This window comes from Nonomuraea sp. NPDC049421 (assembly GCF_040677005.1).
Classification (GTDB): Bacteria; Actinomycetota; Actinomycetes; order Streptosporangiales; family Streptosporangiaceae; genus Nonomuraea; species Nonomuraea salmonea.
Window position 1 is genome coordinate 117,924 of record NZ_JBFAQA010000029.1, and the last position, 21,904, is coordinate 139,827.

A 21,904-nucleotide genomic window follows, 5' to 3' on the forward strand; every position below is an offset into this window, starting at 1 on the left:
CGCCATGAGCTCTGCGAAGTTCTCCGTCGCCGACCTGCCCGTCGACGTCTTCGAGCTGGAGACCGGCGACCTGGAGATCGAGTCGCTGACCGGCGGCCACGGGATGCTGGAGCACGGCGCCTCCAGGAACTGCGGCTGCTCCTGCCAGCTGGTCGGCTGCAGCTGCTGCAGCGCTTCGCCCAAGTCACCGAGGTAACCCACCGGCCGGCCGACGATCCCGGCCCGGCGCCTCACGGCCGGGCCGGGTGCTCCCGGAGTGCGAAGGAGACCGATGAGCTCAGGGGAGGCGCCCGCCCTGATCGTGGGCGTGACGGGCGACGCGGTGGTCCGCGTCGCGGGACTGACGACGGCGGTGCTCGACTGGATCCGTTCGCCGCGCCTGACCGAGGCACTCGACGACGTGCTGGCCCGCCGTGACGGGCTGCGCACCCAGGGACGCGCACTCGCCGACGCGCTGCACCCCGTGATCGGCGGCCTGCCCCGCGACGGCGTACGCCCGCGCGTGATCGGCCTGCGCCGGGCCCTGCACGCCGGGCGGCGACCGGCCGCGCGCGAATGGACGCCGGAGATCGCCGCACGCCTGCCGCCGGAGGTGTCGAGCGGGATCGCGGACTGGCTGGCCGGCACCGCCGCCCTCGCCGCCGTCGAGCAGAGCCTGCCGCAGGTCCTCGCCGCCGAGCGGGAGTGCGGCCTGAGCGCGCTGCTCAAGGCGGCGACCGACCCGGGGTTCCGGATCGCGCTCGGCGGGACGAGCCCCGTACTGGCGGCCGAGCTGGAGAAGTGGATCGCCGACCCCGGCAGAACTCCCAGGTCGGGCACCACGACGACCCTCGCCCGCTACCTGGCCCGCGCCGCGACCAAGACCAGCCCGCTGAGCACGTTCGCCACCAGTGGCCCCGTGCGGTGGCGCGCCGGCGGCCCCGCCGTCGAGACGGTTCCGGTCGATCGCTCCGGCGCCTTCGAGCTCTCCTACTACCACATCCGCGAGAACATCGCCGCCTTCGTCCTGGACCACGCGGCAGAGCGGGCGCCGATCGCGCTCAACGCCTCCGCCCAGCGCCTGGGGGAGCAGATCGTCTTCCTGCGCGGGCTGGGCATGCTCGGGCTGCTCGGCGGCGAACGCTTCTGCGCCATCCCCGCCCGCCCGTCCGTCCTCGCCCTGATCGACGTGCTGGGCGAGGAGCCGGGCGGACTGCCCCGCCCCGTCCTCCGCGACCGCCTCACCTCGGGGGACACCTCCCTGAACGACGAGGTGGACGCCTTCGTCGACCACCTCCTGGACGCCGGCCTCCTGGTCCGCGGCCTCCCCCTCACCCACCCCCACGAGGTCCTCGCCGGCGCCGCCACGTGGACCCGGCCGGCACCTGGCCTTTCTGACGCTTCGGCGGCTGTTCCGTCGCCCGCCCTGGCCGGCGCTTTGGGGCGGGCGGCCGCCGCGCTGGGGGCGCGGCCCGCGGCCGACGACGCCGACTTCTACCGGGCGCGCCGCGAGACGGTGGTGAGCAGGCTGCGCGAGCTGGCCGCGTTCGCCACACCGGGCGGGCCGCACCACGCGATGTTCACCTCGCTGACCGCCGTCAACGTCCGTGACACGGCGGTCGCCGCGGAGCCGCCGGCCGTCTGCTCGGTACGCACCTGGCAGCCGGTCGCCGACGACCTCGACGTGATCCGCCGGTGGATCGCCCCCTTCGCGCCGCACCTCCCCGCCAGGCTGGCCCTGACCGAGCTGTTCGGTGAGGGGCTGCGCGAACGCGGCCCCGTTCCCGTGCTGGCGTTCTACCGCGAGTACCAGTGGGCCATGACGGAGATGGACGAGGTCGGCGCCGAGCTGCGCGGCACCGTCCTCGCGCCGTCGGCCCGGCACCCCGAGGACAGCGTGCTCGACGGGGTACGCCGGCTCGCCGGCGTGATGGCCACCGCCCTCGCGGCCCTGACCCCGTACGAGACCGGAGGGACCGGGGTCGTCGCCGTGCCCGTCGAGGCGCTGCGGGCGGCGATCGCCACGTACCCCGCGTGGGTGCCGGAGGTGCGATCCATCAGCGCCTACGTCCAGCCCGCCGGCGGTCTGGGCGTGGTCAACGCGCTCGGCACCGGCTTCGGCTCCGTACGCGCCCGCCTCGACCACCTCACCGGCCGCCGGGACTCCGGCGTGGCGGACCCGGGCACCGGCCCGATCCACGCGGAGTTCGGCAGCCGGTTCGGCATCTCGCTCAACGACCATCGCCGCTGCCTCCCGTACCAGCTCGGCGGCACCCCCAACCTGCTCGGCGACGGCGACGGCGACGGCGACGGCGACGGCGACGGCGCCCGGCTGCGGATGCAGGACCTCGTCGTCCGCCTGGACGAGCGGACCGGCCTGCTCGGCCTGGCGACGACCGGCGGGCGCGAGGTGCGCGTCGTGCACACCGGCGCGGCCGCGCGCGAATTCCTGCCGCCGTTCTCGCTGCTGCTGACGGTCCTGTCCGGCGAGGTGCCGCCTCTCACGGTCCTTCCGCCGCACCCGTCCCGCACCGGCCCGCGTGACGGCCGCCGCGACTGGCCCCGCCTGGTGACGGGCTCACTGGTGATCGGCCGGGCCCAGAGCAGGTTCCCGGTCGGCGAGGTGCCGCTGCCCGGCCAGGGCGAGGAGGAGAGCCGCTTCCTCCTGCGGCTGGCGGAGTGGCGGCGCGCGGAGGGTGTCTCTCGAAGGTGTTTCTTCCGCACCCGCCCCGACCCCGACACCATGGACGAGACCAAATCCCCGACTTCATGGACCCAGGCTCAGGAGAAGTGGCACAAACCCATGTACCTCGACTTCGACAGCCTTCTCCTGGTACGCGGCTTCGTCGCCGCCCTGCGCCGCCCCGGCACCGCACTGGTGACCTTCGAGGAGGCCCTGCCCGACCCCTCCGCCGTGGAGGGCGGCGATCACCACGTCGCCGAGCTGGTCCTGGACGTCACCGCCGCCCCATGAGCCACACCCTCGCCGTCCTCGGCATGAGGGGGGACACGGCGGTGGGCCGGCGGATGCTCGCCCGCTGCCGTTCCGTACCCCCGGCCCCGCGCTCGACACGATCGCGGAGCCGGCCGTCCGCCACGGCCGGGTTCTCTACGACCCGCCGTTCGACGAAGCCTTCTCCTGAGGCGCGTCGAACACCTCCTTGACGAGCCGCTCCGTCGCCTTCTGGAACGCCGGGCCCAGGGAGAGCGTGGGATCGTCGGTGTAGTTCAGTGCGGCGGTCAGGGTCCTGGCACCGTCGGGCGTGCTGTACATGAGCGCCGCGTGGCCCGCGATGCCGCCGTTGTGGTTGATGACGGTGCCGCCGCCCTCCGTGGTCTGGACGAACACCCCCAGGCCGTAGCCCGCCCCGGGGATGCCGGTCGGGTGCGGCGCGCACATCTCTTCGAGCAGCGCGTCCGGCAGGAGCCTGCCGCCCACCAGCGCGGAGATGAACGTCCGCAGGTCGCGAGTGGTGGAGATCATGTCGCCGCCGCTGGAGATCCAGGAGGGGTTGTGCCGGGTGACGTCGACCGTCTCCTGCTCGGATCGGTAGTAGGCATGGGCGTACGGCTCCGGGATGTCGACCTCGTCGGACGGCTGGACGGTGCCCGTCAGGCCGAGCGGGTCCAGGATCAGCCGCCGCATCTCGTCGGCCAGCGGGCGGCCGGTGACCTTCTCGATCAGCAGCCTGGCCAGGACGTAGTTGGTGTTGGAGTACCTCCAGTCGGTGCCCGGCTCGAACCTGGCCGGCTTCGACAGCGCCAGCCGTACCAGCTCCTCCGGCTGGAAGGTCGTGAACCGGGCCGCCACCCACTCCTCGCCCGAGGTGGTGGCGGGGCTGCCCGGCACGTACGTGCCGTCGGGGTCGAAGTCGCCGGTGAAGTTGAACACGCCGCTGGTGTGCTGCAGCAGCATCCGTACGGTGATCCGCGGGTCGAGCCCGAACCCCGCCAGGTGCCCGGCCACCGGGTCGTCCAGCCCGAGCCTGCCCTCGGCCACGAGCCGCAGCACCACGGTCGCGACGAAGGTCTTGGTGTTGCTGCCGATCCTGACGTGGCCGTCGACCGGCGGCCCGGCGCTCCCGCCCAGCTCGGCGGCCCCGGCGGTGCCGACCCATTCGCCCTGCTCGTCGTGGACGCGCAGGGTCACCCCGACGAAGCCCGAGTCGATCATCTCCTCGATGATCTGCTGCAACTGGGGGCGGGCCTGGGCGGAACGCGTGATGGACATGGTGCTCCTTCTGCGGGAATGGGGTGGCTTTACAGGCTGCGGGCGGTGATGTCGCCGTACGCGGTGGTCGCGTGGACGGTCAGGTCGGCGGCGCCGCTGTTGACGAGTGAGTTGTTGATGCGGCCGAACGTGGTGCCGGCGTCCAGGGTGGCCGAGGTGCCGCGGGCGGCGCCGACCTCGATGTCGCCCTGCTCGGTGCGCAGCGTGACGGTGCCGCGTACGGCCTCGGCGACGCGCAGGTCGCCCTGCTGGGTGCTGATCCGCGCCGGGCCGGTGAGGCGGCCCACGGTGACGTCACCGGCCTGGAGCGTCAGGTCGGCGCTCGCGGCCTCGTCCAGCTTGACCGTGCTGCTCGCGCAGGTGAAGGACACCTCCCCGAGCCGCCCGACGCCTCGGAGGTCGCCGGCGGCCGCCTTCGCCTCGACCCGCGAACCGGCGGGCAGCTGCACGGTCACCTCGACGGAGCCGGAGGGGCCGAAGAACTGGTTCTTGGGCTCCGGGGTGTGGATCCGCAGGACGCCGTCGTCGTAGGTGACCACGGTCTCCTCGGCGGCCTTGACGTCGCGGCTCCTGGAGGCGTCCGCGGGACGGACCTCGACCGTGGCGTCGGCGCGGTCGGCGGCGATGAATGTGATGTGCCCGGCGGCGATGTCGAGGACCGTCGAGATGGTGGCGGGGGTGTCGAAGCGCTGCATGGTGTTGCTCCTCTTGTCCGTTCGTTTCCGACGAACGAAAAGCTACGTTGCTTTCCAAATTTCGACAACCTCATCGTTGCTTTTTAGGAGAGTATTAGCAGCTAGATGCCATGAAATCATTGCAACCGGCTTGAATCTAACGCAATGATCGAGACCGTCGCCCGTTGCAACAGGTCGGCGATGAACGCTATGGTGTGCGGACACCGCGGATCACGGAGGAGACCACGATGCCGGGCGGCAGACTCACCCAGCAGGAACGCCAGCAGATCGCGCTCGGCCTGGCCGACGGCCTCGCCTACGCCGAGATCGCCCGCCGCCTCGACCGCCCGACCTCGACGGTCACCCGCGAGGTCATGCGCAACGGCGGCCCCACCTCCTACCGCCCCGACCTCGCCCACCGCGCCGCCGAACACCGCGCCCACCGCCGCAGGAAACCCGCCGCCCGCGCGCAGGGCGCCGGCGCGGCCCCGCAGCACGCCGGCCGGGACACCGAGGCCGTACGCGAGTACGAGGAGACCTTCACCACCGTCTTCATGCAGTCGGGCCTGCCCAAGATGACCGCCCGCGTGCTGGCCTGCCTCTTCACCACCGACAGCGGCAGCCTCACCGCCGCAGAGCTGGCCGCCCACCTCCAGGTCAGCCCGGCGTCGGTCTCGAAGGCGGTCACGTTCCTCGAGAGCCAGGGCCTCATCCGCCGCGAGCGCGACGTACGCCGCCGCGAACGCTACGTCGTGGACGACGACGTCATGTACCAGTCCACGATGGCCAGCGCCCACTCCATCGCCCACCTGGGCGAGATCGCCCGCCAGGGCGTCGGCATCCTCGGCCCCGGTACCGCGGCCGCCGCCCGCCTGGAGAACATCGCCCGCTTCGTGGACTTCGTCTCCGAGAGCATCGCCCGCGCCGCCGACCAGGCCCGCGAAGTCCTCCACACCAAATCCACCGAACGGTGATCCGTTCTGTCGGTGGCGGCGCGTAGCATCGCCGGGCGTCCGGCTGGGCTCACGTGGAAGGGAAGACATGGAGACAGAGCTTCAGGTCGCGTTCGACGGTGCCGATCCGCAGCGGGTCCCCGAGTCCAAGGCCATGAAGAACCGGCTCCACCTCGACATCCGAGTCTCGAAAGGCCTCGCCGGCGACGAGCGCAAAAACCGCATCGAGGAGGAAGTGACCCGCCTGACGAAGCTCGGCGCCACGGTCGTCGAGCGCCGCACGCCGCCGGAGCCGTGGGTGGTGATGGCCGACGTCGAGGGCAACGAGTTCTGCGTGATCTGAGATTGCTCAGCGCGCCCTGCGCCAGTAGGCGAGCTGTCCGCTCGTGCTCTTGACCGTGCGCGGCGCCGACTCGGCCTGCGGCCAGATCTGCAGGAGGTAGCGGTCGATGACGGCGTCGGACGTGTCCGCTTCCGCAGCCTCGTCCATGTGCTGAGCGTGGTAACGCAAGCGGTACCATCCTGGGCCCGCGGGCAGCGCGGGAAGCTCGTGTACGTCCGCGCCGCCCCATTCGTGCAGGGACAACCGGCCGGCTTCCGACCGGAAACTGACCTCCACGATGTCCTCGTAACCGTCGGTGTCCGCTCCCGGGTCGTGGCCGGCCACGCTCACCGCGAAACCGACGACCCCGGTGTGCAGGCCCGTGATCCGCCGTCGTCCACCCGGATGATCCCGACGGGGTGCTGGGGGTGGTCGTCGGGCAGCCCATCGGGACCCATGGCGTCGTCGGTGTCGTCGATGAGGTACGCCTGCCGGTAGTGGACGCCGAGATCGAACGACATCGCGCGAAGGTCGGTCATGGCCGGCAAGCCTACGATCACGGACCGACATTTCCGGCGGGCCGGCCTGTGCCCTCTCGGCCGATCCCAGCCGTTCACCGGATGTGTCGGTGGGGTCGGCCATACTTCGCCGGGTCAGGTGATCACGAGGTGAGGGTGGCGGGCGATGGCGCGGTTGTTGCGGAGTCTCGATGACGAGGTCTACGTCGAGTACAACTCGATCGGGCTCGACGGCACCGACCTGCCGACATGGGGGTCGCCCACCGAGGAGATGTACCACTTCACCGCGGCGCTCCGGCTCGAGTCCTGGGACGCCGAGCCGGAGCCCGCGAACGGCTCGTGGACGCCGGTCAGCTCGTCGGCGCTCGTCGCGGAGAGCGGGGTGATCGCGGTCCTCGCGTCGATGGACGGCAGGGGGCACGACTTCCTGATCGGGCCGCCGCACTTCGAGTACGGCGTCCAGATGCACTTACGCGAGCCCCGGCCGGGCGACGGGCACGGCACCGGCGAGTGCGACGAGACGTGGCTGCTGCGGTTCTGGCCGATCCGGGACGTCTTCGACCCGATCGCGCACGCGGCCCCGTTCTCCTACATCGCCCGCGGCGTCCTCTACTACTCGATCGACCTCGAGCCCGAGCAGCTCGTCCAGCCTCCGTCCCGGCGGAAGACGCCGGTGCCGGTCTCGGTGGCGACCGACTGGGCGTCGCTGCGGGCGGAGCCCGACCTCGACACCTTCGACGGCTGGCTGCGTCAGGTCCACCGCCTGGCCGAGAAGGAGGGCGTCACCGTACACGCGTGGCTGCGCGAGAAGGGGCTCGACATCGAGGACGGCGCCGACCTCACCGCCGCGACCTGCATGCCGCCGGGCATGCGTGCGGGCCGGTACGCCGATCCGCTGCTCGACCGCTACTACGCCGAGCAGCGGCACCGGAGCCCGCTCTCCCGGCAGGACCCCGACGAGGACCGGCTGCGCGAACGCGCCGACGCCGACCGCATCGCCAAGGAGCTGTGCCGCGCCGGCACGCGCACGTTCTCGGTGCCCGTCGAAGGCCGGGGCGGCCTCTACCTGCGGCCGGGCACCAGCCGGCGCGTGTGGCGGTGGGAGGACGACTACCTGGGCGGCGAGCTCATGGACGGCGGGCTGACGGTGGACCGGCAGGTGCTGGCCAGGAACCCGTGGACCAGGCAGGTCCTCGTCTCCGGCATCGTGACGATCCTGCGCCTCGACCCCGACAGGGGCGCCTCCGGCGACACCGTCTGGTACCGCGTACGCGACGCCGAGCCGCACGAGGCGGCCAGGGTGCTGTGCGCGGAGGCCACCTGGGAGGAGGACCCGGAGCATCGGCGGGCCCTGGACGAGGTGGCCAAGGAGAAGCTCATCGAGCTGCGCGCGACGTACCGGAGCCGGGAGGGCTGAGCGGCGAAAACCCAGGCGACCGCCGCCGGGGTCGCCTGGCATGCTTGGACGACGTGATCATACGTACGGCGACGCGCCGCGACCTGCCCGCCGTCATCGCGCTCCTGGCCGACGAGGACACCGTGGTCGATCCCCTGACCGTCGAGGTCGACGAGGCGTACGAGCGGGCCTTCCAGGCGATCGACGCGGATGAGCGGAACGAGATGATCGTCCTCGACGAGGGCGACGGCACCGTCCTGGGCTGCCTCCAGCTGACCTACATCCCCGGGCTGGGGCGCCACGGGCAGGAGCGGGCGCTGATCGAGGCGGTCCGCGTACGCGCCGACCAGCGCGGGGACGGGCTCGGCCGCAAGCTGCTCACCTGGGCGATCGACCGCGCCCGAGCACGGGGCTGCACGCTGGTGCAGCTCACCAGCAACAAGCGCCGCACGGAAGCCCACCGCTTCTACGACTCCCTCGGCTTCACGAAGAGCCACGACGGCTTCAAACTGCCCCTCTGACCCCCGGCTCAGACGGCCGAGGAGCCTGGCGAGGCCAGGCCCGCGCCACCCAGCAGATCCAGCTCGATCATCTCGGCCGACTGAACGAGCCGCATCGCCGCAGCAGCCTCCGGGCTACCGGCCACCTGCTTCAAAGCGTCATCGAGGTCGGCCTGACTACGCCAGAGTTCGGTCACCCAGATGGTGTCGGACGCGTCAGCCTGCCGATTGACCAGGTACAACTCACACCCGGCCACCCCCTCCAGAGCGTTCGCGGCACCGAGCAACAGCTCCGCCAACTCCGCCCCTCGCCCATCCTGAGCCACGAACTTCCCATACCGCGCAACCTTCTCCATGCGCCCGAGCTTACGCGCGGCGGTCGGCGGCGGGCGCGGATGGCGGTCCTATGCGCAGGTCACCGGTGCTGGTCCGCAGGCGAAAGGAAGGGGCCCTGCGTGGAGGGCCCCTTCCGAGCGGGCGTCAGCCGCAGTGGGTCCAGCCGGACTGCCAGCTGTCGCCGGCGCCGACGCCGTTCGAGGCGACGCCGCCCCACGAGACGCACGCGCCCTTGGCGCTCACCTTCACGGGCCCGGTGCTGGGTCGTCGGGCAGCATAACTTGATCTCTGTCGGAAATCATGACAAATGGCGTCAGAGGTGGCAGCGGGCCTCGTGGCCGGGGCCGAAGCGGCGGGTGGGCGGGGGTTCCGTCGAGCAGTGCGGCATCGCATGGGGGCAGCGGTGGGCGAGCGGGCAGCCGACGGGCTCGGTGAGCAGGTTCGGCGGCTCGGCCAGGTCCTCCTCGTCGCCGTCGAGGTCCGTCACCTCCGAGGCGGGCCTGTCCGGATCGGGGGAGGCGGCGAGCAGCAGTTTCGTGTACGGGTGCCGCGGCTCCTGCGTCACCCGCTCGACGGGCCCGGACTCCACGATGTGCCCGGCGTACATCACGCTGATCTCGTCGGCGAAGTACCGCGCGCTGGCGATGTCGTACGTGATGTAGAGCATCCCGCCTGTCGCGGCGGCGCAGCTCGGCCAGCAGGTTGAGGATGTCCAGCCGGATCGACACGCCCCGTACGTCAGCCCCGTACGTCAGCCCCGCACGTCACCGGCGTACGTCAGCCCCGCGGGGCGGCCGAGTCTGGGGTGGGTGGCCGTGGTCTGACCTGCGGCGCGTCGTGGTCGCACCCTTGCCACCACCCAGTCCCCTCGTGGTGGTGGCGGTGTGCGGTGAGCCGGCCCCTCCTCGACGTCAGGAGTGGGCCAGGGTTGTCCGGACGCCGTGTTTCGCGAAGTCGGAGAGAGCGGTGCGGAGGTGGGTGGTGAAGTCGGAGTGGTCGGTCAGGTCGGGGGCCACCTCGGCGAGCAGGCGTTCGGGGGCGTGGGCCAGGCGGCGGAGGTCCGCTGCCCGGGGGTCGTCGACTTGCACCGGGTGGCCTGCGTCGTCCACGGAGACGGTGACGTGCCTCAGCCAGGCGGCCACCGCCAGGCAGGTCCAGTGGGGGAAGGCTCCGGCGGTCAGGCGGTCGCGGGCGGTGCCCAAGAGGCGGATCGGGACCTTCATGGAGCCGTCCATGGCTATCTGGGCGCAGCGGTGGCGCAGCGCGCGGTTGCGCATCCTGGTCACCACCTGTTCGCCGTACGACGGTAGGTCCACGCCGGGAGGCGGGGTCAGGGTGGGCAGGACGTCCTCGGCCAGCAGTCGCTCGGCGAGGTGGGCGAGTGGCGGGTCGTCGAGGGCGTCGGCGATGTACTCGTGGCCGGTCAGCGCGCCCGCGTAGGCGAGGGCACTGTGCACGCCGTTGAGCACCCGCAGCTTGGCCCGCTCGTACGGCTCCACGTCCGCGACGAACCGCGCCCCCGCCCGCTCCCAGGAAGGCCGCCCACCGGGGAAGTCGTCCTGGAGCACCCACTGGCTGAACGGCTCGGCCACCACGGCCGCCAGGTCCGGCCGCCCGGTCAGCCGTTCCGCGGTCGCGAGGTCGTCGGGGGCGGTGGCGGGCACCATCCGGTCCACGACGGTGGCGGGGAACGACACGCCTTCCAGCACGTTGCCGCAAACTTGCTGCACGGCTTCACGTACGCGGGCGCCGTTGGCCAGCAGGTTGTCGCAACTGACCACCGCCACAGGGCCGGCGCCAGCGGCGGATCTGCGGGACAGCCCGGCCGCCAGCAGGCCGATGGGGCTGCCGGGCGCGGTGTCGGCGTACGCCTTCTCGGTGATCGTCAGCGTGATCACCCGGACCGAGGGGTCGGCGATGTACTGGACGACCTCCTCGGACTCGGTCGGCGCGTGCAGGGTGCGGCGGATGGAGGTGACCTCGGTGGCGGAGACGCGTTCGCCGTCGCGTACCAGCAGCGTGTAGCGGTGGTCCTGGGCCCGCAGCGCGCGCACGACGTCGGGGGAGCGCGGCGCGACGGCGCAGATCGTCCAGCCGTCGCCCGCCTCCTGCGTGTGGACTGCCTGGTGGGCGCGGTGGAAGGCGCCGAGGCCGAAGTGCAGGATCTTGACCTCCTCCCCCTCGTGAACGAGGGGGATTCCCACGGTCGCCCGTGAGGCTTCCTGCTTCACCGCCGGTCGCCCGCCCGAGAAAGGAACTCTCGTTGAGGTCTTCACCAGCTCCACAGGCGTTTCACCTCTCCGCCGGCCCGGCGGCGAGGATGTTTCCGATCGTTCGTCCGGTGGCTTGGTCATCGCCACCGTCGAACACACTACCGAACCCTGCGGTGCAGCACGGCGTTTCGACGCCGGTTCGCCTGACGGCGAACCGGCTGCCCCTGTCCTGCTCCGCAGGGGTCCGATTCCTCTCCCGCCTGGAGGCGGGAGTTTCCTCGGAGGTATCTGGTGACAGGAGCGCGGCGATGTCGATCGGACGCCGCTCGACGGCCGAGCGCCGGATCGCCTCGCCCGTCGCCACCGCGAGCGCCCCCTGCCGGGCGTCGGCGGGCGGGCCGAGCCGCAGCGACTCCGGCTCCGGCGTGCCGCACAGGTCGTTGTGGAGCACCGGGCCGGCGCCCTCGTGCCCGCCCTCGCGCACGATGACGTCGATCGTCTCCGGCGCGCCGAACAGCGGGGAGAACGTGAACGTGCCGGAACCGGGCAAAGGGGTGCCGTTCGGGGTCCTGCCGTGGCGGGACTCGATCTGGCCGTGGGTACCGCTGATCACCACGCGGAAGCCCTCCTAGGGTGAGGAGAAGTCGAGGGTGTCCGCCGTACTTGCGCCGTTCCGGTAGCGGACCAGCGCGGAGTAGGCGTCCTCGACGTCGATCTCGTCGTCGTACAGGTAGGTGTCGGTGGGATGGTGGTGCTCGTAAGCGAGGCGGTACAGGACGGTGCGCACACCGCCGGGCTCGCGAACGTGCCGCTGCCCGCCTGACCCCGATGGTAGGGGTCGCGCTCGTAGAGGTCGGCCCCGGCGTACGACTCCCCGGTCGCGTCGTGGGGCGGCGCGGGCTACGCAATCGATGGCCGCAATGGCAGCATCATCTTGCAAACGCGGTCAGCTTCGGCCGGTCCGCACCTGCGATATGGTCGCCTTCGTTGCAGCAAACCAGGAGGGTCAGGCACATGCCAGTCACGCTTGCGGACGTCGCTCAGGCAACGGGGCTGTCCGCGTCGACCGTCTCGCGAGCGCTGTCCGATCCCGACAAGGTCAACGTGCACACGCGCGAAAGAGTTCGCCGCGCGGCCCGCGAACTGGGCTACGTCCCCAACCAGACGGCCCGCTCGCTGATCTCAGGACACCACGACATCCTCGGCCTCATCGTGCCCGACATCGCCAACCCGTTCTTCCCACCGATCATCAAGGCGATCCAGGCGCGGGCGGGCCTCAAGGGCAAGTCCGTGATCATCACGGACGTCGACGAGCACCCGGGCGACGAGGTGGAGCGGGCGCAGATCCTCCGCAAGCGGGTGGACGGGCTCATCATGGTCTCGCCGCGCACCGGCGACGAGCGGCTCGCCGAGCTGGCCAGGCTCAAGCCCATCGTGTTCGTCAACCGGCGGGTCGAGGGCGCGGCCAACGTCCTGATCGACAACGCCGACGGCATGATCGAGGCCGTCGAGCACCTCACCGCGCTCGGCCACCGCAAGCTCGCCTACCTCAACGGGCCCCGGCGTTCATGGTCCAACGCGCAGCGGCGCAAGGCCGTCGTCGCGGCCTGCCTGGCGCAGGACATCGAGCTGGTCGAGTACGGCCCCTTCGAGCCGCAGGTCCAGGCCGGGGTGCGGGCCGCCGACCTGGTGCACGCCGGCGACGTCACCGCGGTGATCGCCTACGACGACCTGATCGCCCTCGGTCTGATGACCCGGCTGGCCGAGCGCGGCGTACGGGTCGGCCAGGACCTCAGCGTGATCGGCATCGACGACAGCCCGATGTCCGGCATGGCCTACCCGACGCTGACCTCCATCCACGTGCCGGGCACGGAGGCCGGGATGGCCGCCGTCGACCTGCTCCTCGACATGATCGCCAACCCGACGGACGAGGAACCCCCGGTCGTCCAGCTGGAAACCCGCCTGGTGGTTCGCGGCTCCACCACCCCGGCCCCCACCACCTGACCACCGACATTCCACACATCTTGGGCGCGGCGCTGGAGGGAATGTGTTGCGGCGGTCCTGTCACGTGGTGGGTGTCCGTCGCGGGCCGCGTGCTGCATCGGAACGCTGAGCGCTCCGTCGGTCTTTCGTGGGACGAGCGGCGGGCCTCCGCGTGTCAGGTGTCACGTCGGCTCGGAGCAGGTGTCAGGCGTTCTCGGCGTGATCACACCGCAACATGCTCCCATGGCGAGAGGTCGCGCCGAGTTTCGTCCGCGCGACCGCTCAGCCGGGCCTCACATGACGGTGCCGAGTTTCGTCCGCGCGACCGCTCAGCCGGGCCTCACATGACGGCGCCGAGTTGCCAGGGGGCGAATTCCTCGTCGCCGAAGCCGAGCAGTTCGCTGGCCGTCTGACGGCCTGATGCGGTGGTCAGGATCAGGTCGTAGATGGCGCGGCCGATCTCCTCGATCGTGGCTTCGCCTGTGGCGATCGGGCCGCAGTCGATGTCCATGTCGTCGCGCATGCGCCGGTAGACGTCGCTGTTGGTGGCGAGCTTCAGGCTCGGGACCGGTTTGCAGCCGTAGACGGAGCCGCGCCCCGTGGTGAAGCAGACGACGTTCGCGCCGCCCGCCACCATGCCGGTGACCGAGACAGGGTCATAGCCGGGGGTGTCCATGAAGGCGAGGCCGGGCTGTCGTACGGGCTCGGCGAAGCCGTGGACCCCGGTCAAGGGCGCGCTTCCGGCCTTGGCGACCGCGCCGAGCGACTTCTCCAGGATCGTGGTGATCCCGCCCTCCTTGTTGCCTGGGGACGGGTTGTTGTCGAGGGAGCCGCCGTGCCGCGCGGTGTAGTCGCGCCACCAGTCGATGCGGTCGAGCAGCGCCCGCGCGACCTTCTCGTCCACGGCCCTGGCCGCGAGCAGCCGCTCGGCGCCGTAGATCTCCGGCGTCTCGGCCAGGATCGCGGTGCCGCCCTGCGCGATCAGCAGGTCGGCGGCGACGCCCAGCGCCGGGTTGGCGGTGATGCCGGAGTAGCCGTCGGAGCCGCCGCACTTGAGCCCGAGCACCAGGTGCGAGGCGGGTACGGGGGTGCGAGTCACGTCGAGCGCGGGCAGCAGCTCGCGGATGGCCTCGACGCCCTTGCGCACGGCCGCCGCGGTGCCGCCCGCCTCCTGGATGGTCATCGTCGCGATCGGGGTGCCGGCGGGCAGGTCGAGCTCGGCGATCTGGTTGACCTCGCAGCCGAGGCCCAGCACCAGCAGCGCGCCGAAGTTGGGGTGGGCGGCGTAGCCGGACAGCGTACGGCGCAGCAGGTCGAGCCCCTCGCCGTCGGAGGCGAGCCCGCAACCGCTGCCGTGGGTGATGGCGACCACGTCGTCCACGTGCGGGGCCGCGTCCAGCACTCCTGAGCGGCGGGTCTGGTCGGCGATGAGTTTGGCGACGGTCGCCGAGCAGTTGACCGAGGTGATGATGCCGACGTAGTTGCGGGTGGCGATCCGGCCGTCGGGACGCACGATGCCCTGGAACGTCTCGGGCTCCTGGGGGACGACCGTCCCCGGCGTGGGGACGACCTCGGCCCGCTCGGTGTCGTGGAAGCCGAGGTTGTGCGTGTGCACGTGGCGGCCCGGCGCGATGGCCTCGGTAGCGTGCCCGATGACCTGGCCGTACTTGATGACCTCCGCCCCGGGCTCGACGGCGGTGAGGCTGACCTTGTGGCCGGGCGGGACGTCCTGGGCCGCCGTGAGCCCGTACCCGATGGGGTCGCCGGCGGCGAGCCCGTCGAGCGTGACGGCCACCGTGTCGCCCTCTCGCAACCGGATGACTCTGGTCATGCGCTGTTCCCTTCTGGGCCGATCCACCTGCCGCGCAGGACGGTCGCCCACGGATGGAAGCCTTCGTCGAAGACGGCGAGGTCGGCGTCGGCGCCGGGCGCGATCACGCCCTTGCGGCCGGTCAGGCCGAGCACCCGCGCCGGCGTGGCGGTGGCGGCGGCCACGGCCTCCGGTACGGGCCAGCCGAGGTCGCCGGTCAGGTGCCGGAGCATGGCGGGCAGCGCCGCGGTGGAGCCGCCGAACGCGTCCGCGCCCACCACGAGACCGACACCGTCGCCGACCTCGCAGGTCACGGTGCCGAGACGGTAGCGGGCGCCGCGCGGCAGGCCGGTGCCGGGCGTGCCGTCGGAGACCACGCACAGACGCTCGCCCACGCAGCGGCGGGCGATCTCCAGCAGCGCGGGCGGCAGGTGGCGGCCGTCGGCGATCACCTCGGCGGTCAGGTGGTCGGCGGCCAGCGACTCCTCCAGCAGGCCGGGCAGCCGCCACGGGCCCTGCCTGACCGTGCTGGACTGGCCGCTCCACAGGTGGGTGACGTGGGTGAGCCCGGCGTCGGCGGCCGCGCGCAGGTCGTCGCCGCGTGCTTCGCTGTGGCCTGCGGCGACGACGACGCCGGCGGCGGCGAGGCGGGCGGTGGCCGCGACGGCGCCGGGCAGCTCGGGGGCGAGCGTGATCATGCTGAGCACGTCGCGGTGCTCGAGGAGCACGTCGATGTCCGCGGTGGTCGGCGGGCGCAGCGCGGCGGGGTCGTGCGCGCCGCACTGCGCCGCCGCCAGGAACGGCCCTTCCAGGTGGACGCCGAGCAGCTCCGCGCCGCCTTCGACGGTACGGTCCACGCCGCCGAACCCCGCCAGCAGCTCCTCCAGCCGCCCGACGGACGCCGACACCAGCGACGCCTGCACACTGGTGACCCCCTGCCCGGCCAGGCCACGCAGCACCGCGACCCCCTGGCCGGGCCCCTCGTCGAAGCACGCGCCCGCGAACCCGTGCACGTGCAGGTCGATCAGCCCCGGAGTGACCAGCCGCCCGCCGACGTCGATCACCTGTCCGTCGGCCCGGCTCCCGCGCGCCGCCACCGCCGCGACGCGCCCACCCGAGACGACCACGTCAACGTCATCACGCACCCCCTCGGCCAGCACCACCCGGCCACCGGTCAGGATCACGTCCACGTCACCACGCTTCCGGATGGGGGCCGCCGGTGAGGATCACGTCCACGTCACCACGCTTCCGCATGGGGAGCCGCCGGTCAGGGGCGCGTCCGTGGCGTCGCGGACGCCCTCAGGAGGGATCACGTCGGCGACGCCTTCGAACCGGAGCACCCGATCACCGCGGCAGGTCGAGCTTGCCGGCGGAGTCGGGGTCGAGGAACAGGGTGGCGTGGGGGGTGCGGCGGAGGATCGTGGCGGGGCAGGCGGGTGAGATCGGGTCGGTGAGGGTGGCGGCGACGGCGGCGGCCTTGCGCTGCTCGGGGACGCACACCTGCACCGACGTGGCCGCCAGCAGGGCGGGCACAGTGAGCGAGATCGCGGTGGCGGGCACGTCGGCGACGGTGGCGAAGTGGCCCTCGCCGACCTGCTGCTCGCGCGAGCGCTGCGTCAGCGTGATCACCCTGGCCCAGCGGTCGTCGTCGAAGCGCGCCTGGTGCGGCTCGTTGAAGGCCAGGTGGCCGTTCTCGCCGACGCCCATGCACACCAGGTCGAGCGGCAGCGTACGCAGCTCGGCCTCGTAACGGGCGCACTCCGCCTCGGGGTCGGGGGCGTTGCCGTCGATGTAGTGGACGGCGGCGGGCGCGAACGCGTCCTCGATGCGCTCCTTGATCCACCGGCGGAACGAGGCGGGGTGGCCGGCGGCGATGCCGACGTACTCGTCCATGTGGAAGACCGTCACCCGATCCCATGGGATCTCCTGCTCGCGCAGCGCGTCGGTGAACGCGTACTGGGAGTTTCCCGTGGCGATGACGACGCGGGCGGCGCCGCGCCGCGCCACCGCGTCCCTGATGGTCGCGGCGGCGCGCTCGGCCGCGGCGCGGCCGAGGTCCGCCTCGCTCGGGTGAACCTCGACGGGCAGGCTGTCCGCCGTGAAGCGGGTCAGTGGGGTGGACAAGGTGCTCCTCCTCGGGCTAGGCGTACACCACCATACTGCAAACGTATGCAGCACTTGCGAGGAGGAGCAGCGATCGTCTCAGGGACGATTGCGCTGATCGCGATGGAAGCGATTGCCACACGGGCGTCCGTGCGGCAATCGCTGCAAGCCGGCTACGGGCGGCGTGCGTCCGTCCGCCGGAGTTCGTGCCTGATGGCGAGCCTGATCGTCCAGTAGAGGAAGAAGAGGACGACTGCCGCTGGAATGACCCAGTAAAACAGCAACATCAGCACTTCGGGCAGCCCGATGTTCATCACGTGGATCCTCCTCCGGGACGGCAGGCGTCCAGCATCCCTCAGGCGTTCCCGCCCGTACAGCGAATCATCGGTCGCGCGGGTCCTTCAGCGAGCGCATGGTGTCGACCAGGGTCTCGTGGATGTACTCCAGCTCCGGCGAGGTGAAGCCCGTCCAGTCACCGGCGTCCCCGGCGGCGTCCTCGGTGGCGTCCTCGGTGGCGTCCGCCGTCCAGGACGCCTCGTCGGAGTCGCTCCAGGTGCTCTCGGCCGCCGCCGGGTCGTGGCAGTACACCCACCACAGGTTCCCCGACGGGTCCTGGAAACGGGCGAGGGTGTCGCCGAAGAAGTCGGTCGGGCGGGTCACGACGCGGGCCCCGCGCGCCGCCGCCCGGTCGAGGGTGGCCTCCACGTCGTCCACGTAGACGCGGGTGAGCGCCGGCGTGAACGGCCAGTCGGGCTTGCGGTCGGCGATGGTCAGCAGCGAGTCGCCGACGCGCAGCTCGGAGTGCAGGATGAGCCCGTCCTTGTCGTTCGTACGGGCCTCGGGCACGTCCACCGCACCGAACACCGCGATCAGGAAGTCGATCAGTCCGGCGGCGTCGTCGGTGACGATGAACGGGTTCACGGTGTTGGAACCCGCGGGCACTGCGGTCATGGTGCGTCCTTTCAGCAAGCTGAACGAAGGGATGCACGCATGGTCGCCAGCGGTGCGGCCACTTGCTGGCCTGAATGCGGCCGCTTTTCAGATCGGGAAGCGGCCGTCGCGCCACTGCCAGTGCCGGCCGGCCTTGAGGTGGTCGATGACCGCCCGCTGGAGCGCGGTGCGGCGCGGCAACTGGTCGAGCGGCGTGGTCAGCGTACGGAAGACGAACCGCAGCACCTCCACGTCGGCGTCGATCCCCTCGGGCTCCTCGTACGGCTCCAGCTCGAACCTGCGCTGGAACCGCACGATGTTGGAGTGGGCCGGCAGATATTCGCTGAGCTGCGGATCGAGCAGCCACGAGCCGCACGAGAACGCCGTGTGCTGCTCGTCGGGGAAGTGACGGGGGAAGAACGCGCGGGCCCGGTCGAGCGAGGCGTCGATGGCCTCGGGGGTCAGCGGACCCGACTCGGGGATGTGCAGCTGAACGGCAGTGTCGCCGCGATGGAACTGCAGCCGGCCCAGCTCGTAGAGGCCGCCGCGGACGTGCAGCGTCAGCCAGTTCTGGATGGCCGGCCAGCCCTCGCGCTCCATCCGCCGGTCGACGGCGAGGTTGCGGCCGAGGTCGGCGAGGGTCGTCCAGGACACGTCCTCGGGTACGCCGTGGTGGCGGTGGTAGCCGAGGACGACGTCGATCAGCGCGAGGTAGGCGTAGACGTACAGGTGCCGCCAGGCGGGGCCCCGATCGCGCGGCAGGGCGGGGCCGAACGGCAACCACCCGTAACCGCCGAGGTCGGCGCGGACCATGGCGGTCGCGCGGTCGAGCAGCCAGCGCAGCTCCGGCGTCCACAGCGGGGAGTCGGGGTCCGGCCAGCCCTCCATGATCTCGGCGGCGTCGTCGGGGCGTACGGCGAGCCGGTCGAGGATCGCGGGGGCGTCGGCCTTGGCGGGCAGCGGCGCGGACGGGAGATCGCCGGCGAGGCGATGCACGCGCTCGACGTCCTCGAGGGGAACCCCGAGCCGGGAGGCGATGTCGTCAAGCTTCATCTAGCCGACTTTACCTACGGGAGGTTATGATACGACTGTATCCATAAGGAGGTCGCCAGCATGCCCGACCAGCCGTCCGCCTTCACCAGCGACCGTGCCCGTGACCGCTACCACGCCGTCTACGACCGCCTGCTTCAGGAGCTGTGGCCGGTGCCCGTGGACGCCTTCGACATCGAGACCCGCGCCGGCACCGTCCGCGTGCATCGCGCGGGTCCCCCGGCCGGCGACCCAGTCGTGCTCCTGGCCGGGGCCGGGGGGAACGCGCTCGCCTGGCACGCCTCGATCGAGCCGCTCGCCCGTACCAGGCCGGTCCTCGCCGTGGACCCGCTCGGCGAGCCGGGCCGCTCGATCCAGCGCCGCCCGCTCACGAGCGGCGCCGACATCGGCGGCTGGGTCGCCGACCTGCTGGCCGCGGTCGGCGCCGAGCGCGCGCACCTCGCGGGCTTCTCGGCCGGTGGGTGGGCCGCGATGGAGCACCAGCGTGCGGGAGGCGGCGGGGTCGCGGCGCTGACGCTGGTGGATCCCGGCGGTCTCGCGCCGCTGTCCAGGCGGTTCGTCCGGTGGGCGGCGGCCGGGGCCCTCGCCTCCATGCTGCCGGGACCGCTGCGCCGCCGCTCGGCCGGCCTGGTCACCAACGGGGTGTTACGCGATGACGGGCTGGTGGCGCTGCTGCGGGCCGGCTGGTCCTTCCGCCGGCGGGTGCCGATCCCGCCCGGCTACCGCGACGAGGAGCTCCGCGCGGTGTCCGTGCCCGTACAGGTGCTGCTGGGCGCCCGCAGCGCGCTGTTCGACGTGGGGGCGCTGGCCGCGCGGCTGGCGGAGGTGGTGCCGTCCTGGCGGGTGGAGGTCGTGCCGGGCACCGGGCATTCGATGTCGGTCGAGGCCCCCGAGCTGGTCGCCGACCGTATCCTCTCCTTTCCCGGGACCGAGCAGGCGGGAGACGCGCATGCCCCGACAGGTGGATCATGACGAGCGGCGGCGGCAGCTGACCGAGGCGCTGCTGCGCATCGCGAGCACGCGCGGGCTGGGGGCGGTGTCGATGCGGGAGGTCGCCGCCGAGGCCGGGGTCTCGCTGCGCGTCGTCCAGTACTACTTCGCCAACAAGCAGGCCCTGCTCGAATCGGGCCTGACCGAGCTGGGCGCCCGCATGAACCGCCGGGTCAGGCGGCGGATCACCGACTCGGGCACGCCGGCGCCGCGCGAGCTGCTCGCCGCCGTGCTCGCGACGATCGTCCCGTACGACGAGCAGAGCCGCCTCGACTCCCTGGCCTGGACCGCCTACTACACGGCCGCGCTCACCGACCCGGCGCTCGCCGCCGCCGGCCTCACCCTGCCCGACGCGCTGGAGGACTTCCTCACCGTACGGCTGACCGGCGCCATCGCCGCGGACCGCGACCCGCGCATCGAGGTCGCGTCCCTGCTGGCCCTCGCCAACGGCCTGACCTCCAGCGTCCTCAGCGGCCAGCGCAGCCACGAGGACGCCCTCAAGATCATCGACTACCGCCTGGACCGCCTCTTCGAGCAGGACTGACCGGCGACACACCCCCTGACCATCGGGCCGCGGCCCTTCACGTGACGGACACTCGACTCGTGACCTCGGAGACTCCCGCCGCCACGGCGGCACTGGCGGTGGCCCGGCGCTTCTACCCGCCGGCGCTGCTCGACCATTGCGTCCGCACCCGCCTGTGGGGCACGACGTACGCCGCGGCGCACGGCATCGTCATCGACGACGAGCTGTTCTCCGTCGCGGCCCTGCTGCACGACATGGGCCTGACGAAGGCGTTCGACAGCCACACGATGCCGTTCGAAGAGGCGGGCGGGTGCCTCGGCTGGGTCTTCTGCACGGCGGCCGGCTGGCCGGACGAGCGGGCCGCCAGAGCCGAGGAGATCATCGTGCTGCACATGCGGGCCGACGTGTCCGCCGCCGACGACCCCGAGGCGCACGTCCTCCAGGTCGCGTCGAGTTTCGAGGTGGTGGGACGGTGGCACGAGCAGTTCCCCGACGACGTACGCGCGGACGTGCTCACCCGCCATCCCCGCCGCGACTTCGCCGCCGACCTCCTGGCCGCCTTCGAGGACCAGGCGCGCCGCAAGCCCGGCAGCGCCGCGGCCCGCTCGGTGCGCAACGCGCTCGCCGAGCGGATGGCCGCCAACCTCCTCGAAAGCTGAGGTCTCCCAGGGCGGCGGCCATGCGCCGGCCGCTCGGTGATGCGGGCGACGCGAGAACCCCTGGCCCACGCCGCCCGAGCAACCGTCCCCACGCTACGGCTCCGCGGGCCCGTCCGGTGTCCGGTGAACACCCGACAAGCGCGCCTTCCCGTACGGTGGCGATCATGACGGACGGATTCCGGGAGCGGCTGGCGCGGCAGGTCGCCGGCATCACCCCGTGGGACGAGCAGGAGGCCGCGCACCTCGCCGAGACGCTCGCCTGGATCGACAGCGGCGCGCCGCTGCACCGGGCGGACGCGCCCGACGTCCCCGACCCGCATCTCGTCGCCTACACCGTGGTCATGGACCCGGACGGGCGGCTGCTGCTCGTCGACCACCGCAAGGCGGGGCTGTGGCTGCCCAGCGGCGGGCACGTCGAGCCGGGCGAGGAGGTGTGGGAGACCGTCGAGCGGGAGTGCCGGGAGGAGCTGCACATGGCGGCGCGGCCGGGTCCCGTCGCGGGGCGGCGGCCGTTCTTCGCCACCGCGACGCGGACCAGGGGCGCGCACCCGCACACCGACGTCTCGCTCTGGTTCCTGCTGGAGGCGGACGCCGTCACCTCCTACGACGAGGGGGAGTTCGCCGGCATCAGGTGGCTGCCGCCGCGCGAGGTGCTCGACGAGCCGGCCGGGCGGCTCGACCCGCACATGCACCGCTTCACCGCGAAGCTCATCGACGCCGTAGGGGCGTGACGC

General features: G+C 72.2%; 26 protein-coding genes. 11 read left to right on the top strand and 15 right to left on the bottom strand.

Annotated elements, in window-relative coordinates:
* Positions 1 to 4: 4 nt before the first annotated feature.
* Together AB0K18_RS38285 and AB0K18_RS38290 are read left to right on the top strand one after the other, a co-directional pair.
* Positions 5 to 196 (top strand): thiomuracin/GE37468 family thiazolyl RiPP peptide, encoded by a 192-nt coding sequence (locus tag AB0K18_RS38285; RefSeq protein WP_364924874.1) that lies wholly within the window; start codon positions 5 to 7, stop codon positions 194 to 196.
* 75 nt (positions 197 to 271) lie between these two features.
* Positions 272 to 2,953 (top strand): lantibiotic dehydratase, encoded by a 2,682-nt coding sequence (locus AB0K18_RS38290; protein WP_364924876.1) that lies wholly within the window; start codon positions 272 to 274, stop codon positions 2,951 to 2,953.
* 135 nt (positions 2,954 to 3,088) lie between these two features.
* Here AB0K18_RS38290 and AB0K18_RS38295 read toward each other — a convergent pair whose 3' ends face one another.
* Both AB0K18_RS38295 and AB0K18_RS38300 read right to left on the bottom strand, forming a co-directional pair.
* Positions 3,089 to 4,210: a serine hydrolase domain-containing protein gene (locus AB0K18_RS38295; RefSeq protein WP_364924879.1), complete on the bottom strand. Its 1,122-nt coding sequence runs from the start codon at positions 4,208 to 4,210 to the stop codon at positions 3,089 to 3,091.
* Between the two features lie 29 nt (positions 4,211 to 4,239).
* Positions 4,240 to 4,905: a DUF4097 family beta strand repeat-containing protein gene (locus AB0K18_RS38300; protein ID WP_364924881.1), complete on the bottom strand. Its 666-nt coding sequence runs from the start codon at positions 4,903 to 4,905 to the stop codon at positions 4,240 to 4,242.
* Positions 4,906 to 5,132: 227 nt separating this feature from the next.
* Here AB0K18_RS38300 and AB0K18_RS38305 point away from each other — a divergent pair, with 227 nt between their 5' ends.
* A complete protein-coding gene (locus tag AB0K18_RS38305) occupies positions 5,133 to 5,858 on the top strand; it encodes a helix-turn-helix domain-containing protein (protein WP_364924884.1) in 726 nt (241 codons plus the stop codon).
* Positions 5,859 to 5,925: 67 nt separating this feature from the next.
* Complete coding sequence (locus AB0K18_RS38310; protein ID WP_364924887.1) at positions 5,926 to 6,180, top strand: VOC family protein; 255 nt, start codon at positions 5,926 to 5,928, stop codon at positions 6,178 to 6,180.
* Between the two features lie 6 nt (positions 6,181 to 6,186).
* Here AB0K18_RS38310 and AB0K18_RS38315 read toward each other — a convergent pair whose 3' ends face one another.
* Both AB0K18_RS38315 and AB0K18_RS38320 read right to left on the bottom strand, forming a co-directional pair.
* Entirely contained in the window at positions 6,187 to 6,510 is a 324-nt protein-coding gene (locus AB0K18_RS38315) for a hypothetical protein (RefSeq protein WP_364924890.1), read from the bottom strand.
* Positions 6,507 to 6,698, bottom strand: a complete 192-nt coding sequence (locus tag AB0K18_RS38320; RefSeq protein WP_364924893.1) for a hypothetical protein — start codon at positions 6,696 to 6,698, stop codon at positions 6,507 to 6,509. The genes AB0K18_RS38315 and AB0K18_RS38320 overlap by 4 nt, the downstream gene beginning before the upstream one ends.
* Before the next feature lie 145 nt (positions 6,699 to 6,843).
* Between AB0K18_RS38320 and AB0K18_RS38325 the strand changes: the two genes are divergently transcribed.
* Together AB0K18_RS38325 and AB0K18_RS38330 are read left to right on the top strand one after the other, a co-directional pair.
* Positions 6,844 to 8,094, top strand: coding sequence for a hypothetical protein (locus tag AB0K18_RS38325; RefSeq protein ID WP_364924896.1), 1,251 nt, complete (start codon positions 6,844 to 6,846; stop codon positions 8,092 to 8,094).
* A 53-nt stretch (positions 8,095 to 8,147) separates the two neighbouring features.
* Entirely contained in the window at positions 8,148 to 8,594 is a 447-nt protein-coding gene (locus tag AB0K18_RS38330; RefSeq protein ID WP_364924899.1) for a GNAT family N-acetyltransferase, read from the top strand.
* 8 nt (positions 8,595 to 8,602) lie between these two features.
* Here the strand turns inward: AB0K18_RS38330 and AB0K18_RS38335 are convergent, their stop codons facing one another.
* From AB0K18_RS38335 to AB0K18_RS38355, 5 genes are all read right to left on the bottom strand, one after another.
* On the bottom strand, positions 8,603 to 8,929 hold the full coding sequence (locus AB0K18_RS38335) for an antibiotic biosynthesis monooxygenase family protein (protein WP_364924902.1): 327 nt from the start codon (positions 8,927 to 8,929) through the stop codon (positions 8,603 to 8,605).
* A 293-nt stretch (positions 8,930 to 9,222) separates the two neighbouring features.
* Positions 9,223 to 9,576, bottom strand: a complete 354-nt coding sequence (locus AB0K18_RS38340) for an oligopeptide/dipeptide ABC transporter ATP-binding protein (RefSeq protein ID WP_364924905.1) — start codon at positions 9,574 to 9,576, stop codon at positions 9,223 to 9,225.
* Between the two features lie 244 nt (positions 9,577 to 9,820).
* Positions 9,821 to 11,113 (bottom strand): mannitol dehydrogenase family protein, encoded by a 1,293-nt coding sequence (locus AB0K18_RS38345; RefSeq protein WP_364924908.1) that lies wholly within the window; start codon positions 11,111 to 11,113, stop codon positions 9,821 to 9,823.
* Positions 11,114 to 11,201: 88 nt separating this feature from the next.
* Complete coding sequence (locus tag AB0K18_RS38350; protein ID WP_364924910.1) at positions 11,202 to 11,738, bottom strand: hypothetical protein; 537 nt, start codon at positions 11,736 to 11,738, stop codon at positions 11,202 to 11,204.
* A 12-nt stretch (positions 11,739 to 11,750) separates the two neighbouring features.
* Positions 11,751 to 11,909 carry a hypothetical protein gene (locus tag AB0K18_RS38355; RefSeq protein WP_364924914.1) on the bottom strand — a complete coding sequence of 53 codons (159 nt, stop codon included), beginning with the start codon at positions 11,907 to 11,909 and terminating at the stop codon, positions 11,751 to 11,753.
* Between the two features lie 227 nt (positions 11,910 to 12,136).
* Between AB0K18_RS38355 and AB0K18_RS38360 the strand changes: the two genes are divergently transcribed.
* Positions 12,137 to 13,126 carry a LacI family DNA-binding transcriptional regulator gene (locus AB0K18_RS38360; protein WP_364924917.1) on the top strand — a complete coding sequence of 330 codons (990 nt, stop codon included), beginning with the start codon at positions 12,137 to 12,139 and terminating at the stop codon, positions 13,124 to 13,126.
* A gap of 319 nt (positions 13,127 to 13,445) precedes the next feature.
* Here AB0K18_RS38360 and AB0K18_RS38365 read toward each other — a convergent pair whose 3' ends face one another.
* The 6 genes from AB0K18_RS38365 to AB0K18_RS38390 form a co-directional block, all read right to left on the bottom strand.
* On the bottom strand, positions 13,446 to 14,936 hold the full coding sequence (locus AB0K18_RS38365) for an altronate dehydratase family protein (protein WP_364924921.1): 1,491 nt from the start codon (positions 14,934 to 14,936) through the stop codon (positions 13,446 to 13,448).
* Positions 14,933 to 16,105 (bottom strand): amidohydrolase family protein, encoded by a 1,173-nt coding sequence (locus AB0K18_RS38370; RefSeq protein ID WP_364924924.1) that lies wholly within the window; start codon positions 16,103 to 16,105, stop codon positions 14,933 to 14,935. Before AB0K18_RS38370 ends, AB0K18_RS38365 begins: the two co-directional genes overlap by 4 nt.
* A 154-nt stretch (positions 16,106 to 16,259) precedes the next feature.
* Complete coding sequence (locus tag AB0K18_RS38375) at positions 16,260 to 17,039, bottom strand: glucosamine-6-phosphate deaminase (RefSeq protein WP_364924927.1); 780 nt, start codon at positions 17,037 to 17,039, stop codon at positions 16,260 to 16,262.
* Positions 17,040 to 17,191: 152 nt separating this feature from the next.
* On the bottom strand, positions 17,192 to 17,332 hold the full coding sequence (locus AB0K18_RS38380; protein ID WP_364924929.1) for a hypothetical protein: 141 nt from the start codon (positions 17,330 to 17,332) through the stop codon (positions 17,192 to 17,194).
* 67 nt (positions 17,333 to 17,399) lie between these two features.
* Positions 17,400 to 17,969, bottom strand: coding sequence for a VOC family protein (locus AB0K18_RS38385; RefSeq protein WP_364924931.1), 570 nt, complete (start codon positions 17,967 to 17,969; stop codon positions 17,400 to 17,402).
* Between the two features lie 87 nt (positions 17,970 to 18,056).
* Positions 18,057 to 19,001 (bottom strand): acyltransferase domain-containing protein, encoded by a 945-nt coding sequence (locus AB0K18_RS38390; RefSeq protein ID WP_364924932.1) that lies wholly within the window; start codon positions 18,999 to 19,001, stop codon positions 18,057 to 18,059.
* Positions 19,002 to 19,061: 60 nt separating this feature from the next.
* On the opposite strand from AB0K18_RS38390, the gene AB0K18_RS38395 reads away from it, so the two are divergent.
* The 4 genes from AB0K18_RS38395 to AB0K18_RS38410 all read left to right on the top strand — a co-directional run bounded on the left by AB0K18_RS38395 (position 19,062) and on the right by AB0K18_RS38410 (position 21,901).
* Positions 19,062 to 19,970 (top strand): alpha/beta fold hydrolase, encoded by a 909-nt coding sequence (locus AB0K18_RS38395; RefSeq protein ID WP_364924933.1) that lies wholly within the window; start codon positions 19,062 to 19,064, stop codon positions 19,968 to 19,970.
* Complete coding sequence (locus tag AB0K18_RS38400; protein WP_364924935.1) at positions 19,948 to 20,532, top strand: TetR/AcrR family transcriptional regulator; 585 nt, start codon at positions 19,948 to 19,950, stop codon at positions 20,530 to 20,532. Before AB0K18_RS38395 ends, AB0K18_RS38400 begins: the two co-directional genes overlap by 23 nt.
* Before the next feature lie 59 nt (positions 20,533 to 20,591).
* Complete coding sequence (locus AB0K18_RS38405) at positions 20,592 to 21,170, top strand: cyanamide hydratase (RefSeq protein ID WP_364924937.1); 579 nt, start codon at positions 20,592 to 20,594, stop codon at positions 21,168 to 21,170.
* Between the two features lie 164 nt (positions 21,171 to 21,334).
* Entirely contained in the window at positions 21,335 to 21,901 is a 567-nt protein-coding gene (locus tag AB0K18_RS38410; RefSeq protein WP_364924940.1) for an NUDIX domain-containing protein, read from the top strand.
* Positions 21,902 to 21,904 lie beyond the last annotated feature (3 nt).